Origin of the sequence: Paraburkholderia caffeinilytica, assembly GCF_051027425.1 — a bacterium.
Lineage (GTDB): Bacteria > Pseudomonadota > Gammaproteobacteria > Burkholderiales > Burkholderiaceae > Paraburkholderia > Paraburkholderia caffeinilytica_A.
The window spans coordinates 404,429-419,048 of the sequence record NZ_CP186552.1 but is presented as its reverse complement, the minus strand read 5'-3'; the positions used below and the strand labels follow the sequence as shown (position 1 = coordinate 419,048).

13 protein-coding genes are annotated in these 14,620 nt (G+C 62.4%); 7 read left to right on the top strand and 6 right to left on the bottom strand.

What is annotated here, in order from left to right:
- The first annotated feature begins 175 nt into the window (after window positions 1–175).
- Window positions 176–1,336, top strand: coding sequence for a signal recognition particle-docking protein FtsY (gene ftsY / locus ACOSV0_RS01870; protein ID WP_434108340.1), 1,161 nt, complete (start codon window positions 176–178; stop codon window positions 1,334–1,336).
- Between the two features lie 75 nt (window positions 1,337–1,411).
- On the opposite strand, the gene maiA is transcribed toward ftsY, so the two are convergent.
- Both maiA and ACOSV0_RS01860 read right to left on the bottom strand, forming a co-directional pair.
- A complete protein-coding gene (gene maiA / locus ACOSV0_RS01865) occupies window positions 1,412–2,056 on the bottom strand; it encodes a maleylacetoacetate isomerase (RefSeq protein WP_434108338.1) in 645 nt (214 codons plus the stop codon).
- Window positions 2,057–2,081: 25 nt separating this feature from the next.
- The gene (locus tag ACOSV0_RS01860; RefSeq protein ID WP_434108336.1) at window positions 2,082–2,780 is read right to left on the bottom strand and encodes a fumarylacetoacetate hydrolase family protein; all 699 of its coding nucleotides are present in this window, start codon (window positions 2,778–2,780) and stop codon (window positions 2,082–2,084) included.
- A 229-nt stretch (window positions 2,781–3,009) separates the two neighbouring features.
- On the opposite strand from ACOSV0_RS01860, the gene ybiB reads away from it, so the two are divergent.
- Window positions 3,010–3,981: a DNA-binding protein YbiB gene (gene ybiB / locus ACOSV0_RS01855; RefSeq protein WP_434108334.1), complete on the top strand. Its 972-nt coding sequence runs from the start codon at window positions 3,010–3,012 to the stop codon at window positions 3,979–3,981.
- Window positions 3,982–4,192: 211 nt separating this feature from the next.
- On the opposite strand, the gene ACOSV0_RS01850 is transcribed toward ybiB, so the two are convergent.
- Both ACOSV0_RS01850 and ACOSV0_RS01845 read right to left on the bottom strand, forming a co-directional pair.
- On the bottom strand, window positions 4,193–4,576 hold the full coding sequence (locus ACOSV0_RS01850; protein ID WP_028199069.1) for a nuclear transport factor 2 family protein: 384 nt from the start codon (window positions 4,574–4,576) through the stop codon (window positions 4,193–4,195).
- Window positions 4,577–4,619: 43 nt separating this feature from the next.
- A complete protein-coding gene (locus ACOSV0_RS01845; protein WP_434108332.1) occupies window positions 4,620–5,183 on the bottom strand; it encodes an acyloxyacyl hydrolase in 564 nt (187 codons plus the stop codon).
- A 362-nt stretch (window positions 5,184–5,545) separates the two neighbouring features.
- Here ACOSV0_RS01845 and rpoH point away from each other — a divergent pair, with 362 nt between their 5' ends.
- From rpoH to cydX, 5 genes are all read left to right on the top strand, one after another.
- Window positions 5,546–6,481: an RNA polymerase sigma factor RpoH gene (rpoH, locus tag ACOSV0_RS01840; protein ID WP_434108330.1), complete on the top strand. Its 936-nt coding sequence runs from the start codon at window positions 5,546–5,548 to the stop codon at window positions 6,479–6,481.
- 350 nt (window positions 6,482–6,831) lie between these two features.
- Window positions 6,832–7,092 carry a cytochrome oxidase putative small subunit CydP gene (gene cydP, locus ACOSV0_RS01835; protein WP_434108328.1) on the top strand — a complete coding sequence of 87 codons (261 nt, stop codon included), beginning with the start codon at window positions 6,832–6,834 and terminating at the stop codon, window positions 7,090–7,092.
- Window positions 7,082–8,671 (top strand): cytochrome ubiquinol oxidase subunit I, encoded by a 1,590-nt coding sequence (locus tag ACOSV0_RS01830; protein ID WP_434108326.1) that lies wholly within the window; start codon window positions 7,082–7,084, stop codon window positions 8,669–8,671. Before cydP ends, ACOSV0_RS01830 begins: the two co-directional genes overlap by 11 nt.
- A gap of 34 nt (window positions 8,672–8,705) precedes the next feature.
- Window positions 8,706–9,842 carry a cytochrome d ubiquinol oxidase subunit II gene (cydB, locus tag ACOSV0_RS01825; RefSeq protein WP_434108324.1) on the top strand — a complete coding sequence of 379 codons (1,137 nt, stop codon included), beginning with the start codon at window positions 8,706–8,708 and terminating at the stop codon, window positions 9,840–9,842.
- 28 nt (window positions 9,843–9,870) lie between these two features.
- A complete protein-coding gene (gene cydX, locus ACOSV0_RS01820) occupies window positions 9,871–9,987 on the top strand; it encodes a cytochrome bd-I oxidase subunit CydX (protein WP_434108323.1) in 117 nt (38 codons plus the stop codon).
- Window positions 9,988–10,178: 191 nt separating this feature from the next.
- Here the strand turns inward: cydX and nagE are convergent, their stop codons facing one another.
- Both nagE and ptsP read right to left on the bottom strand, forming a co-directional pair.
- Window positions 10,179–11,957, bottom strand: coding sequence for an N-acetylglucosamine-specific PTS transporter subunit IIBC (gene nagE, locus ACOSV0_RS01815; RefSeq protein ID WP_434108322.1), 1,779 nt, complete (start codon window positions 11,955–11,957; stop codon window positions 10,179–10,181).
- Window positions 11,958–12,052: 95 nt separating this feature from the next.
- The gene (ptsP, locus tag ACOSV0_RS01810; protein WP_434108321.1) at window positions 12,053–14,617 is read right to left on the bottom strand and encodes a phosphoenolpyruvate--protein phosphotransferase; all 2,565 of its coding nucleotides are present in this window, start codon (window positions 14,615–14,617) and stop codon (window positions 12,053–12,055) included.
- Between the last annotated feature and the right edge of the window lie 3 nt (window positions 14,618–14,620).

Genomic DNA, 14,620 nt, shown 5'->3' with positions numbered 1-14,620 from the left:
ACCACAGGGGCGCACGGCGTCCAGCCTGGCCGTTCGGCCGATACGACGGGCGGCGGCGCGCCTGATAAAATGTGCGGCTTCCAGCGCCTTGCATCCCGCATCGCAACGCTGCCTGCCGCTCCCACGGGCCTGTCCCGGCTGCGCGCATCGGCGCGCGCTCTCACCACGCCAGATCATGTTCAGCTTTTTCAAACGATTCAAGGGTTCGAAAGAGTCCGATAACGCGCCAGAAGAATCGCAGACCGCGCCGGAAACCCTGGCGCCCGAACCCGCTGTAGAGGCGCCAGCAGCGCACGTCGCGCCGTCGGCGTCGCGGCCGGCAGCTCCGGTTCGCACCGATACGCAGCCGGCTGCAGCGGCGTCCGCCAATGAGCCCGAAACCGAAGCGCCCGAAACCGTCGAAATCGTGCCGCCGCCCGTGTTGGACGCGAGCGCGAAACGCTCGTGGCTCACCCGCCTGAAGACCGGTCTGTCGAAAACGAGCTCGAGCCTGACCGGCATTTTCGTCGGCACGAAGATCGACGAGGATCTGTACGAAGAGCTCGAAACGGCGCTGCTGATGTCGGATGCGGGCGTCGAAGCCACCGAATTTCTGCTCGAATCGCTGCGCGAAAAAGTGCGCACCGAGCGCCTCACCGATCCTCAGCAAGTGAAAGCGGCGCTGCGCGCGCTGCTGATCGACCTGCTCAAGCCGCTGGAAAAATCGCTGATGCTCGGTCGCGCGCAACCGCTGGTCATGATGATCGCGGGCGTCAACGGTGCCGGCAAGACCACCAGCATCGGCAAGCTCGCCAAGCATCTGCAAAGCTTCGATCAATCGGTGCTGCTGGCTGCGGGCGACACCTTCCGCGCCGCCGCACGCGAGCAACTCGCCATCTGGGGCCAGCGCAACAACGTGACGGTGGTGTCGCAGGAAAGCGGCGACCCGGCAGCCGTGATTTTCGACGCAGTGGGCGCCGCGCGTGCGCGCAAGATCGACGTCATGATGGCGGACACGGCCGGGCGCCTGCCGACCCAGTTGCATCTCATGGAAGAGCTGCGCAAGGTGAAGCGCGTGATCGGCAAGGCGCAAGATGGCGCGCCGCATGAGGTGCTGCTGGTGATCGACGCGAACACCGGCCAGAACGCGCTCACGCAAGTGAAAGCTTTCGACGACGCGCTCGGCCTCACCGGTCTGATTGTCACCAAGCTCGACGGCACCGCGAAGGGCGGCATTCTTGCGGCGATCGCGCGTCAGCGTCCGATCCCGGTGTACTTCATCGGCGTCGGCGAAAAGGTCGAGGACCTGCAGCCGTTCAGCTCGGAAGAGTTTTCGGACGCGTTGCTGGGCGGTTGAACACAGCGACGGTCGTCGAGGCACAAGCAAAAAGGGCGCTCGAAAGAGCGCCCTTTTTTCATTCAGATCACAACATCATTCAGCATCGGGCTGAACACCCGGCGCCGCACGAACGAACGCGTCGAGTTGCATCGCGTGATCGTAAATGCGCTGGATTGTCGGAAACTTCGCCGTGTCGACCTTGAAGCGCTGTGCGTTGAACACCTGCGGAATCAGACAGGCGTCGGCCAGCGTGGGAGTGTCGCCGAAGCACAGTTTGCCGGTACGCGGATCGCCCGCCAGATGTGCTTCGAGCGTCGTAAAACCCGCTTCGATCCAATGCCTGTACCACGCGTCTTTCGCATCGTCGTCGACATGCAGCGTGTGTTTCAGGTATTTCAGCACGCGCAGATTGTTTATCGGATGAATCTCGCAGGCCACCTGCAACGCCACCGAGCGCACATACGCGCGATCGGCCGGCGTGCCGGGCAAGAGCGGCGGCTCGGGATGCGTTTCCTCCAGATACTCGATGATCGCGAGCGATTGCGGCATCACCTCGTTACCGTCGACGAACGTGGGCACGATACCGTCCACGTTCACCTTGCGGTACTCGGGCTTCAGCTGTTCGCCGCCGTCGCGCACGAGATGCACCGGCACGTAGTCGTACGGCAGATTTTTCACGTTCAGCGCGATGCGCACGCGATAGGACGCCGAGCTACGGAAATAGCTGTAAAGCTTCATATTATGTGTCTCCTCCAACCACGCCTCAGACGACGCGTACGCTGAGCTCGCCGAGCCCGTCCACACCGCCTTTCATGAGGTCGCCCTGCACCACCGCGCCGACACCTTCCGGCGTGCCGGTGAAAATCAGATCGCCCGTTTTCAGTTCGAACAGCGTCGACAGATAGGCGATCGTCTCGGCCACCGACCAGATCAGCTGCGACACGTCCGAGTTCTGCTTTTCCTCACCGTTCACCGACAACCAGATCGCGCCCTTGCCCACATGGCCGACCGTAGCCGCCGGATGGATCGGGCCGAGCGGCGCCGAGTGATCGAAGCCCTTCGCGGTATCCCACGGACGGCCCAGCTTCTTCGCTTCAGCCTGCAGATCGCGGCGCGTCATGTCGAGACCGAGCGCATAGCCGTACACGTGGTCGAGCGCGCTTTCAGCCGGAATGTTCTTGCCGCCTTTGCCGATCGCGGCCACCAATTCCATCTCGAAGTGGACGTTCTTCGATTGCGTCGGATAGGGAAATTCGCCGGTCGCACCAGGCGCGACGTACAGCACGGCATCGGCGGGCTTGGCGAAGAAGAACGGCGGTTCGCGGTCGGGATCGTGCCCCATCTCGCGCGCGTGCGCCTCGTAATTGCGGCCCACACAGTAAATGCGACGCACCGCGAATTGCTCGCCCGACCCTACGACCGGCACCGCGACTACCGGTGCGGGTGCAAATACGTAACTCATCCCGTTCTCCGTCTTTTGGATTGTGCCGCGCCTGCGCAGCGATAAAACGCTGAGTGTAACGCGCAGCAAAGCGCGCTGCAGCCGAGCGGCATGAGCCCACGCGGCCCGACGGTCCCGGCACATCGTCTCGCCGGATCGCCATAGATGCGATACTCACACCGAATAGCGTCCTTTGAATATCGTGGCCAACCGCCCAAAGGCGGCACGCCACCCCGTCCCACTGCGCCCGATGACCGACTCTGCCGACACCGCCCATCCCTTCCCCTGCGCCCGCTTTATCAAGGAAATCGGCCGCGGCCCAAACGGCGCCCGCGCCCTGACCGCTGAAGATACGCGCGCGCTCTACACCGCCATGCTCGACGGCCGCGTGGCCGATCTCGAACTCGGCGCCGTGCTGCTTGCGTATCGCGTGAAAGGCGAAACCGCCGACGAACTCGCCGCCATGCTGGCCGGCGCGCATGCGTCGTTCGAACCGATTCATCTGCCGCACGCGGCGTTCCGGCCCGTGTCGATACCCACCTACAACGGCGCGCGCAAGCAGCCCAACCTGGTGCCGCTGCTCGCGCTACTGCTGGCACGCGAGGGTGTGCCGGTGCTGGTGCATGGCGTCACCGAAGATCCCGGCCGCGTGACGAGCGCTGAAATCTTCACGCATCTGCAGATTCCGCACGCGCAATCGCACGCCGATATCGAAGACGGCCTCGCCGAGCGGCGTCTTGCGTTCGCGCCGATCGACGTGCTCGCGCCGAAGCTCGCGCGCCTTCTCTCGCTGCGCCGGCTGATGGGCGTGCGCAATTCGACGCATACGCTGGTGAAAATCCTGCAGCCGTTCGCGCCCGCGGGATTGCGGCTCGTGAACTACACGCATCCGCCGTATCGTGACAGCCTCACCCAACTGTTCAACACGCATCCGGACGCCGCAGACGGCGGCGCCCTGCTCGCGCGCGGCACCGAGGGCGAGGCGGTGGCCGACACGCGGCGCCAGGTGCAGATCGACTGGCTGCACGACGGTATCTGCGAAACGCGCGTGCCGCATGAACGCTCGTCGCCCGACGCACCTGAAGTGGACCTCCCCGAAGCTCGCGACGCCGCCACCACGGCCGCGTGGATCAGCGCTGTATTGCGCGGCGAAGCGCCTGTCCCGAGCGCGATCGAACGGCAGGTGGAATTGATCGTGGATGTCGCGAAAACGCCCATGTAACGTCCGGTGTATCCGCGGCACCCGTATGCACCCGTATGCGGGCGATGCGGCGTGGCGGCCGGTAGGGAGCAACGAGGATCTGCAGCGCGCCGCTGCCTGAGCGACCTGAAGCGCGGGAAGGTCAATTCGGCACGCGCGGCGCAACCCGCCGGTTCGTGCCATCCGGGCGCTCACACGGCGTAACCGGCGAAATACGGTGAGCTCACAAGGCTCACTCGATTGCGCAACGCGTCGCCTGCCAGGCGATCAGACGCCATTGCCCGTCTTCCTGCGTGTGAATTGCCGTATACGCGATCGGAAACAGCAGCGCTCCGTTGTTCGCTTCCATTTCGATCAGCGCACGCCCGGTGACGACGCAGGTTTCACGCCCCACCGGCAACACTTCTTGCGACTGCACCTCGATCTGCCGATAGCGGCGGCGCCCCGCGGTAATACCGTCGATGAACTGCCGCTTCGTTTCACGCTTGCCGTTCGTGTGGACATAGCTCACGTTGTCCGCGAGCAAGGTATCGAGCAACTGCCCGTCGCCGTCGACCATCGCACGAAAGCGCTCCCGCTCGAGCCCGCGAATCGCTTCGATTATCTTTGCCGCCATTGCTCAGCCCCTCGCACCGGTGAGCCGAACGTGGCCACGGTCGTCAGAAGTTATATTGCAAATATAGCTGGTGGAAATTTATACCAGGATTGGGCTCTTTGATACCGCCGTTCGAAATATGCTGGAAGCGATAGCCCGCCTCGTACTGCTGGCGGCTGCCGAATTGCAGGCCGGTGCCCACCATGGGGGCGAACTGGAACGCTGTCGAGAGTGTGAGGTCAGAAGAGATTCTCGGACTCGAAAGAAGGCGGATTCCGGCGCCCGCTTCGATATACGGGCGAATCGCACCCGCCCCGTCTATGAAGCGAATGATCGGCGTCACACCGATTTCGCCGATATTTTCGTGCACATTCCCTTCGTTGGTATGCCACCAGGCCACGTGCGCTTCGCCGATCAGCGAGAAATGCCAATCGCCGATCTGCCACCACGTCAGATTCGGATCCCAAACCAGGCCGAGATCGAGTTTTTTGATGTGGTGATCTCCAACGGCGCCGGCAATCTGCACGCCGAACTGGTCAGCCGCGACCAGTCCCGAGGCGCTAAACAGAATAGCCGCAGAAGCACTTTTTAGAGCCAGACCACACAACGCGCTTTTTTTGTTCTTCATCGAGCACCCGATCTAGCCGGACATTGATCAGCGGACACTGTCCCGCTTATTTTAGAGACAATTTACATCCGACGGATCGTATGAAGAAACCTAACTTCTCGCAATTAGTCACTTCTATTTTAGAAAAAATCGGTCATTTATGAGAGCGAAAGTGTTTTGTCAGGAAAAACATACGGCCTCTTGAAGATCGATTCCGGCGGCCCCACATGGCTATCAAAACCTAAATTTCAATAGGAATTTGCGGAACTTGGATGCCCCTACAGCCTCTAAGTATTAGCACTCGGCAAATCAGAGTGCTAACATCCAACGCTGGAGTCGTTTAACTGAATACGCTTTTGTCTGATTCCAAAGGAGTTTCCTACGTGAGCCATGCAATGACCCTTCCGAGTACTCTGAGCCCGTCGTCGGCTAAGGCCGCTTCGGCAGGTGCACTGGCGCTCTCGCATTCCTCGCTGCTGCCCGGTCAACTGGGCAATATCGACGCCTACATCCAGGCCGTAAATCGGATTCCGATGCTGACGCCGGCGGAAGAACGCCAGTTCGCCACTGAATTTCGCGAGCAGGACAACCTCGAGTCCGCGCGCCGTCTCGTCCTGTCGCATCTGCGGCTGGTCGTCTCGATCGCGCGTAATTACCTGGGTTATGGACTGCCGCACGCCGACCTGATCCAGGAAGGCAATATCGGCCTGATGAAGGCCGTGAAGCGCTTCGACCCGGAGCAGAACGTACGGCTCGTGTCCTACGCCATGCACTGGATCAAGGCTGAGATCCACGAATACATTCTGCGCAACTGGCGGATGGTGAAGGTTGCCACCACCAAAGCGCAGCGCAAGCTGTTCTTCAACCTGCGCAGCCACAAGCAGGGCTTGGGCGCGTTCACGCCGGACGAGATCGAAGGTCTTGCCAAAGAGTTGAACGTGAAGCGCGAAGAAGTGGCCGAGATGGAAACGCGCTTGTCCGGCGGCGATATCGCGCTGGAAGGCCAGGTCGAAGACGGCGAAGAGTCGTACGCGCCGATCGCCTACCTCGCCGACTCGCATAGCGAGCCGACTGCCGTGCTGGCTTCGCGTCAGCGCGACAAGCTGCAAAGCGACGGTATCGCGAGCGCGCTGGACGCGCTGGACGCCCGCAGCCGCCGCATCATCGAGGCACGCTGGCTGAAGGTGGAAGACGACGGTTCGGGCGGTTCGACGCTGCACGAACTGGCCGACGAATTCGGCGTGTCGGCTGAACGTATTCGTCAGATCGAAGCGAGCGCCATGAAGAAAATGCGCGGCGCGTTGGCCGAATATGCATAAGGCTTAAAACCTTCAGTTGTGCCGGCTCGGCCGGTACGCGCTGTTTATTCGTAGAGCCCTGCCCTCGCAAGAAGGCAGGGCTTTTTTGTGTCCGTTCTAACGACGCACGCGCTCAATCGCAGACGCATGCGCACCCACTCAGGAACCTGCCCGCCCAACACGCGATTCTTGACGTATCACAAACCTCCTAGCAATACTGTTCGCACAGGACAGCGTTCGCGACCCAATGTCGCAGTGCCGAACTCACGCGTGCAAGGTCCTGGCTTCTAGAATCGGGATGCACTTGCCAGATCGCTCAGGCGGCCTGGATCCAGCCGGAATTACCGGTGTGAAGTCGCCTTCGACCGATCATGACCATAGCCCTGAATCCCGATAACACCCCTCGCTCGAGCCTGCGCAAACGGTTCCGCGCATGGGTGCGCGGTCCGACACTGGCGCGGGATATCGCCATCGTCCTCGCCATCAAGTTCGCACTGCTGATGGCGCTCAAATACGCATTCTTCAATCATCCGCAGGCGGAGCATATGTCGCTGCCGCCTGAACAAGTCGCGCAGGCGCTGCTGTCCGTGCCTGCCTCGCATCCGTCACAAGGTGATCAACATGCCCGTTAGCGAAGTCGTAGAACTGTCGCGCCTCCAGTTCGCCATCACGGCGCTTTATCACTTTCTGTTCGTGCCGCTCACGCTCGGCCTGTCCTGGTTGCTGGTCATCATGGAGTCCGTCTATGTGATGACCGGCAAGCAGATCTACAAGGACATGACCCAGTTCTGGGGCAAGCTGTTCGGCATCAACTTTGCGATGGGCGTCACCACCGGTCTCACGCTGGAATTCCAGTTCGGCACCAACTGGTCGTACTACTCGCACTATGTCGGCGACATTTTCGGCGTGCCGCTGGCCGTCGAGGGGTTAATGGCGTTCTTTCTCGAGTCGACCTTCGTCGGCCTGTTCTTCTTCGGATGGAACCGGCTCTCGAAAGTGCAGCACGTGAGCGTCACGTTCCTCGTCGCGCTCGGCTCGAACCTGTCGGCGCTGTGGATTCTGGTGGCCAATGGCTGGATGAACAATCCGGTCGGCGCCACCTTCAACTACCAGACCATGCGCATGGAGCTCGACAGCATCTTCTCGGTGCTGTTCAATCCGGTCGCGCAGGTGAAGTTCGTGCACACCGTGTCGGCCGGTTACGTGACCGCCTCGATGTTCGTGCTCGGTGTGTCGTCATGGTATCTGCTGAAGCGCCGCGACACCGAGTTCGCCTTGCGCTCGTTCGCCATCGCCGCCGGCTTCGGTCTGGCGTCGACGTTGTGCGTGATCGTGCTCGGCGACGAATCCGGTTACCGCACCGGCGAAGTTCAGCAGGTCAAGCTGGCCGCCATCGAATCCGAATGGGAAACGGCGCCGGCGCCCGCACCGTTTACGATCATCGGCATTCCGAACCAGAAAGAAGAACGCACCGACTACGCAATCCGGATTCCGTATGCGCTTGGCCTGATCGCCACGCGCTCGATCGACGAACCGGTGGTCGGCCTGAAAGACCTGATGGCGCAAAACGAAGTGCGCATCAAGAACGGCATGCTCGCCTACGCCGCGCTGCAAAAGTTGAAGCTGGGCGACACCACGGACGAAGCCAAAGCCGCCTTCGACGCACACAAGCGGGATCTCGGCTACGGCCTACTGCTCAAGCAGTTCACCCCGAACGTTACCGACGCCACGCCGGATCAGATCGTGCAGGCCGCCAAGAAGACGATTCCACCGGTGGCGCCCGTGTTCTTCTCGTTCCGCCTGATGGTCGGCCTCGGCATCCTGTTCCTCGCAACCTTCGTACTGGCGTTCTGGTTCTGCGCACAGCGCTCCTTGCTGCTCGAGAAGCGCCGCTGGTTCCTGCGCTGGGCCGTGTGGGCAATTCCGTTGCCGTGGCTTGCTGCTGAATTCGGCTGGATCGTCGCCGAGGTGGGCCGTCAACCGTGGACCATCGCCGGTATTCTGCCGACCGCGTTGTCCGCTTCGAGTCTGACACCGGGCGATCTCTATTTGAGCATTGCCGGCTTCGTCGTGTTCTACACGGTGCTGTTCATCATCGAAATCATGCTGATGTTCAAGTACGCACGGCTCGGACCTTCGTCGCTGCATACCGGGCGCTATCACCACGAACAGCCGCTGAATCAGCCGCTGCCGACCAACACGGCCGCATGATTCGCCGCCACTCTGTTCCAAGGGAAAGATCATCATGGATTACGCAAGCCTCAAACTGATCTGGTGGGTGCTGATCGGCGTACTGCTGATCGGCTTCGCGCTCACCGACGGCTTCGACATGGGCGCGGCGATTCTGCTGCCGTTCATCGCGAGGACCGACGCGGAGCGGCGCATCGTCGTGAACACGGTCGGCGCGACATGGGAAGGCAACCAGGTGTGGCTCATCACAGCGGGTGGCGCGATGTTCGCAGCGTGGCCGCTGGTGTACGCCGCGTCGTTCTCCGGCTTCTACTTCGCGATGCTGCTGGTGCTGTTCTCGCTGTTCTTCCGGCCAGTCGGCTTCGACTACCGCAGCAAGCGTGAAGATCCGCGCTGGCGCAGTGCGTGGGACTGGGCGTTGTTTGTCGGCGGCTTCGTCCCGGCGCTGGTGTTCGGCGTGGCGTTCGGCAACCTGCTGCAAGGCGTGCCGTTCTCGTTCGACACCGATCTGCGCGTCACCTATCACGGTGGGTTCTTCGCGCTGCTCAACCCGTTTGCCGTGCTGTGCGGGCTCGTGAGCGTGTCGATGCTGGCCGCGCACGGTGCTGCCTTCGTGAAGATGAAAGCGGACGACGTCGTCGCCGAGCGTGCATCGCTCGCGCTGCGGATCGCTTCGCTCGCCGCCGTGGTGCTGTTCCTGCTTGCCGGCGCGCTGATCGCCACGATGATCGGCGGCTATCAGATCGTCGACGCCGCGCCGCTCGATACCGTTGCCAATCCGCTGCTGAAGAACGTGATCGGCGCACCCGGCCTGTGGCTCACCAACTACGCAAACTATCCGTGGATGGTGATCGCACCGGTGGTGGGTGTGGTCGGCGGCGTACTCGCCTTGCTGCTGGCGCGCTCGCGGTTCGAAAAGAGCGCCTTTCTGTCGACCTCGCTGATGATCATCGGCGTGATCCTGACGGCGGGTTTCTCGATGTTCCCGTTCATCATGCCTTCCTCACTCGACGGCCGCAGCAGCCTGACCGTGTGGGATTCGACCTCGAGCCGTTTGACGTTGCAGATCATGCTGATCGCCGTGATCATTTTCCTGCCGATCATCCTGATCTACACGAGCTGGGTGTATCGCGTGATGCGAGGCAAGGTAACCGCCGCCGCGCTCAAAGAAAATCACCATTCGATGTATTGATCAGGAATACGGATAACAGGAGTTTGTGATGTGGTATTTCAGTTGGCTTCTCGGCATTGGCGTGGCGTTGGCGTTCGGCATTATCAACGTGATGTGGCTGGAATCGCGCAGCCAGTTGGCAGCAGATAAGCAGAAAGCACGTTGATGGATCCGTTGCCGGCCGAGCGTCGTTAGGTTCAGCCGGTAAACGCAAAAGCGGCACCTTGAATCAAGGTGCCGCTTTTTATTTGTACGGGGTTCGACAGGATGCAGCGTCTGTCTGCGCCCGTTTTACCTATCGTAGCTCCCAAGCTGAGCAGAAGACCAAAATCAGCTCAGCTCGAAGCCTCGATGAGATTACGCAGGCTGCGGCGCCGCACCGGCACCCGCATCGGGCGACAGACGCGTCGCCATTTGCGCAGCGTAACGCTGGGCCGCGTCGCCAACTACGATGTGGAACGTATCCGCCGAGACCCACGCCGTATCGAGCGTAGCCAGACGTTGACGGTCGACCGCCGACGGATCGCGAACCACGATACGCAGACGCGTTGCCGCCACAGCGTCCAGCGACACGACATTGCCGGCGCCGCCAAACACGGCAAGCCAACGCAGCGGATCCGGGTCGAGCGGACCGCCTTCCGCACCGCTTGCTGCCGCCACAGGCGCTGCAGCAACAACGGGCGCAGCAGCAGCCACCGGCTTCACCGCATCGCCACCGCCTTGCGCAATCACCGTGCGAATTTCATCGGCGATGATGTCCGCTTCCGGTCCGATAATCACCTGCACATTGGTCGAGCCGCGCTTGAGCACACCACGCGCGCCGATCGTCTTCAGTTCGCTTTCCGAGACCTTGTTCGCGTCGACCACCGACAGACGCAGACGCGTCGTGCAGGCATCCACCAACGACAGGTTCGACGCACCACCCAGCGCGGCGATATAACGCTGTGCGCGCGGCACGGCTGCACCGGCAACCGGCGAAACGAAACCGCCTTCCGTGAACGACTCGATCTGTTCCTCTTCGGCAGCGGGTTCGCGGCCCGGCGTCGCCATGTTGAACTTGCGGATGAAGAAGCGGAACAAGCCGTAATACACCACCGAATACACGAGCCCGATCGGAATCGCCCACCAGCCCTTGGTCGACAGGCCGTAGTTCAGCACGTAGTCGATTGCGCCGGCGGAGAACGTGAAGCCGAGGTGAATGCCCAGCGCCGAGCAGATCGCGAGCGACAGACCGGTCAGCAACGCGTGGATCACGTACAGCACCGGTGCGAGGAACATGAAGCTGAATTCGATCGGCTCGGTCACGCCCGTCAGGAACGACGTGAGGGCCATCGAGAACAGCAGGCCGCCCACCAGGGCGCGGCGCTCCTTCGGCGCTTCATGGAACATCGCGAGACACGCGGCCGGCAGGCCGAACATCATGACCGGGAAAAAACCCGTCATGAACGTGCCGGCGGTCGGGTCGCCCGCGAAGAAACGATGCAGGTCGCCGGTCACCGCGGCGCCGCCCGGCGGCGTGAAGGTGCCGAACACGAACCACGTCAGCGAATTGAGGATGTGATGCAGACCCGTGACGAGCAGCAAACGGTTCAGCACACCGAACACGAATGCGCCGAGCGCACCCGCGGTGGTCAGCCAATGCCCGGCCGTATCGATCACACTTTGCACCGGCTGCCACACATAGCCGAACAGAATGCCGATCAACAGACAGGCCACGCCGGTGACAATCGGCACGAAGCGTTTCCCTCCGAAGAATGCGAGGTAGTCGGGCAGCTTGATGTCTTTGTACTTGTTGTACAGCAAGCCCGCGACGATACCCGCCACGATCCCGGACAACACGCCCATGTTGAGCTTGTCGTTGATGTCCTTCATCACCGCGACTTCGACCAGATAACCGATCGCACCCGCGAGACCCGCCACGCCGTTGTTGTCTTTCGCGAAACCGACCGCCACGCCGATGGCGAACAGCAACGGCAGATTGTCGAAGATCGCACCGCCGGCGTCGGCGATCATCTTGATGTTGAACACATCGGGCTGGCCCAGTCGCAGCAGCAGGCCGGCAACCGGCAGCACTGCAATCGGCAGCATCAGCGCGCGTCCCAGGCGCTGAATCTTCAGAAACGGATTCCCATCCATTGATACCTCCAATCCTTGTCTCGTGGTCGACAGTCGTCGTTGAGTTCTAGCTTTACGGGGTTACTGAGCGAAGCTGGTTGCGAACTGTGTGGGGTTCAGTCCAAAGGCCAGGTTTCGCGGCTCACTGCTCTTACCGCCTGCGCCGACTCCAGCGCCAGGGCATCCTGGGCGCGTTGGCGGCACAGCTGATAATCGAGGTTGCGCACTCGCGCCTTGATGCCCGGCACCGACACCGGATCCACCGAGAGCTCGGTCACGCCGAGGCCGACGAGCAGCGGCATGGCCAGCGGATCGCCCGCCAGTGCGCCGCATACGCCGACCCATTTGCCGTGCTTGTTCGCGCCCTGCACGGTTGCCGCGATCAGACGCAGCACGGCCGGATGCAAGCCATCCGCTTGCGCCGCGAGATCGGCCTGGCAACGGTCCATGGCGAGTGTGTATTGCGTCAGATCGTTGGTGCCGATCGACAGGAAATCCGCGTGTTGCGACAGTTGATCGGCGAGCAAGGCAGCCGACGGCACCTCGATCATCACGCCGACTTCGATCGGTTCGGTACGGCCCGATTCGCGGGCGAATTCGTCGATGCGTTTGCGGATGCGAATCAGCTCGCCCACGTCGGTCACCATCGGCAGGAGGATGCGGACGGCGCCGAGCGGTTGCACCGCGAGCAGGCCGCGCAATTGATCGTCGAGCAGATCCGGGCGCACCTGTGCGAGGCGGATGCCACGCAGGCCGAGTGCCGGATTCGGTTCGGGCGGCAGCGTCAGGTAATCCACCTCCTTGTCCGCGCCGACGTCCAGCGTACGAATGATCGCAGTGCGGCCCTTCAGTGCATCGACGATGGCCTGGTAGCTCTGACGATGTTCGTCGGTGGTTGGCGCTGCAGCGCGGTGGATGAACAGCAGTTCGGTGCGCAACAGGCCGACGGAATCGGCGCCGTTGTCGACGGCGGTTTTCGCATCGTCGAGCGTGGCGATGTTCGCGGCCACCTCGATCGCGCGGCCATCGGAAGTCGCGGCCGCCTGTTGCGACGTACGGCGATTCGCTTCGCGCACACCGGCGAGTCGACTACGCTCAAGGCGTGCGCGTTCGACATCGAGTTCGGTCGGCGCAAATTCGAGGCGGCCGGTAGTGGCGTTCACCACAACCTGCGTACCTTCGGGAATCGTACTCAGCGCATCGCCGACTGCCACCAGCGCAGGAATGCCCGCTTGCCGCGCGAGAATCGCCGCATGCGAAGTGGCGCCGCCACGCGCCATCACCAGCGCGGTGACGCGCGTGCGATCCAGCGACGACAGATCCGACGGCGTGAACTCTTCAGCCGCCAGCACCGCTTCTTCCGGCAACGTGCGCGCCGCCGCATTCGTATAACCGAGCGCACGCAATACGCGTTTTTCGATGTCGCGCAGATCGGCGGCACGTTCGGCGAGCAGCGCGTCTTCGATATTCGTCAGGATGGCGATCTGCGCGCGGATCGCTTCGCGCCACGCGAAACCAGCGCTCTTGCCGAGGCTGATCAGATCGCGCGCGGCGTCGACCAGCGTAGGATCTTCGAGCAGTACGCGATGCACCGCGAAAATGCCCGCCTCACCCACCGCACCGCGTTGCGACGCATCGCGCACGGTGGTGCCGAGATCGGCGTCGACGGTGGCAATCGCTTTGTCGAGCAAACGGCTTTCAGCCGCCGACGTGCCGTTCGCCTTTTCCGGCGGATCGACGTCCGCGTCGTCCCAGCGCACCAGCTTGCCGACCGCGACGCCTGGCGACGCACACACACCGGCGAGCGTATTCGGCGCGAGCGTTTCGCTCGCAGCACGCGCAACGGCTTGCGGCGCCGGCGAACTTTGCCGCGCCGGCTTTTCTTCGACTTCGCCGTGTGCTTCACGCGTCAATTCGTGAGCGATAGCCTCGATCGCGGCTTGGGCTTGCGGGCCTACACCGAGCAATTCGACCGTCGCCCCCTCGCCAGCGCCCAGACCGAGCAAACCGACCACACTCTCGATCGCCGCCTTGCGCCCTTCGTAACGCACTTCGACGCGCGCATCGAAACCGCGCGCCGCTTCACGAGCGCGCGCGGCCGGCCGCGCGTGCAAACCGCCGGCGTGAACCAGCGTGACGTGCCGACGGGCTTCTTCGGTGACATTGGTGGCGCTCGCCTGCCGCGATGCCTGCGCCGCATCGCCATCGCGAGCGCGGAGCACCAGCAATGGCGTTTCGCCTGCCTTGAGCATGCCCCCCGGCACACGCTCGACAATCTCGAATGCGTCCGAATTGGCAATCGCGATCACCGAAACGAGACTCGGCGCATTCAGCGCGACCTGATCCTGATCGAACTCGATCAGGATGTCGCCAGTGCTTACCTGTGCGCCTTGCGCGACCATCGGCGCAAAGCCCTTGCCATTCAGCTCAACGGTATCGATACCGATGTGCAGCAGAATCTCCACGCCGTCGGCCGTGGCAAGCGTGACCGCATGACCGGTGCGCGCGAGATGGGTGATGATGCCGTCGCACGGCGCGACGAGTCGCCCCTCGATCGGATCGACGCCGATACCGTCGCCGAACATGCCGCCCGAAAACACAGGGTCGGGCACGTTCGCCAGCGGCACGACCGGACCGGTCATCGGCGCGAGCAAAACAATATGGCCTTCAGAATGGCTCATCAA

Bases quoted from the DNA above. Each gene is read 5' to 3' on its own strand.
- ftsY (WP_434108340.1), top strand. From the start codon at position 176: ATGTTCAGCTTTTTCAAACGATTCAAGGGTTCGAAAGAGTCCGATAAC.
- maiA (WP_434108338.1), bottom strand. From the start codon at position 2,056: ATGAAGCTTTACAGCTATTTCCGTAGCTCGGCGTCCTATCGCGTGCGC.
- ACOSV0_RS01860 (WP_434108336.1), bottom strand. From the start codon at position 2,780: ATGAGTTACGTATTTGCACCCGCACCGGTAGTCGCGGTGCCGGTCGTA.
- ybiB (WP_434108334.1), top strand. From the start codon at position 3,010: ATGACCGACTCTGCCGACACCGCCCATCCCTTCCCCTGCGCCCGCTTT.
- ACOSV0_RS01850 (WP_028199069.1), bottom strand. From the start codon at position 4,576: ATGGCGGCAAAGATAATCGAAGCGATTCGCGGGCTCGAGCGGGAGCGC.
- ACOSV0_RS01845 (WP_434108332.1), bottom strand. From the start codon at position 5,183: ATGAAGAACAAAAAAAGCGCGTTGTGTGGTCTGGCTCTAAAAAGTGCT.
- cydP (WP_434108328.1), top strand. From the start codon at position 6,832: ATGACCATAGCCCTGAATCCCGATAACACCCCTCGCTCGAGCCTGCGC.
- ACOSV0_RS01830 (WP_434108326.1), top strand. From the start codon at position 7,082: ATGCCCGTTAGCGAAGTCGTAGAACTGTCGCGCCTCCAGTTCGCCATC.
- cydB (WP_434108324.1), top strand. From the start codon at position 8,706: ATGGATTACGCAAGCCTCAAACTGATCTGGTGGGTGCTGATCGGCGTA.
- cydX (WP_434108323.1), top strand. From the start codon at position 9,871: ATGTGGTATTTCAGTTGGCTTCTCGGCATTGGCGTGGCGTTGGCGTTC.
- nagE (WP_434108322.1), bottom strand. From the start codon at position 11,957: ATGGATGGGAATCCGTTTCTGAAGATTCAGCGCCTGGGACGCGCGCTG.
- ptsP (WP_434108321.1), bottom strand. From the start codon at position 14,617: ATGAGCCATTCTGAAGGCCATATTGTTTTGCTCGCGCCGATGACCGGT.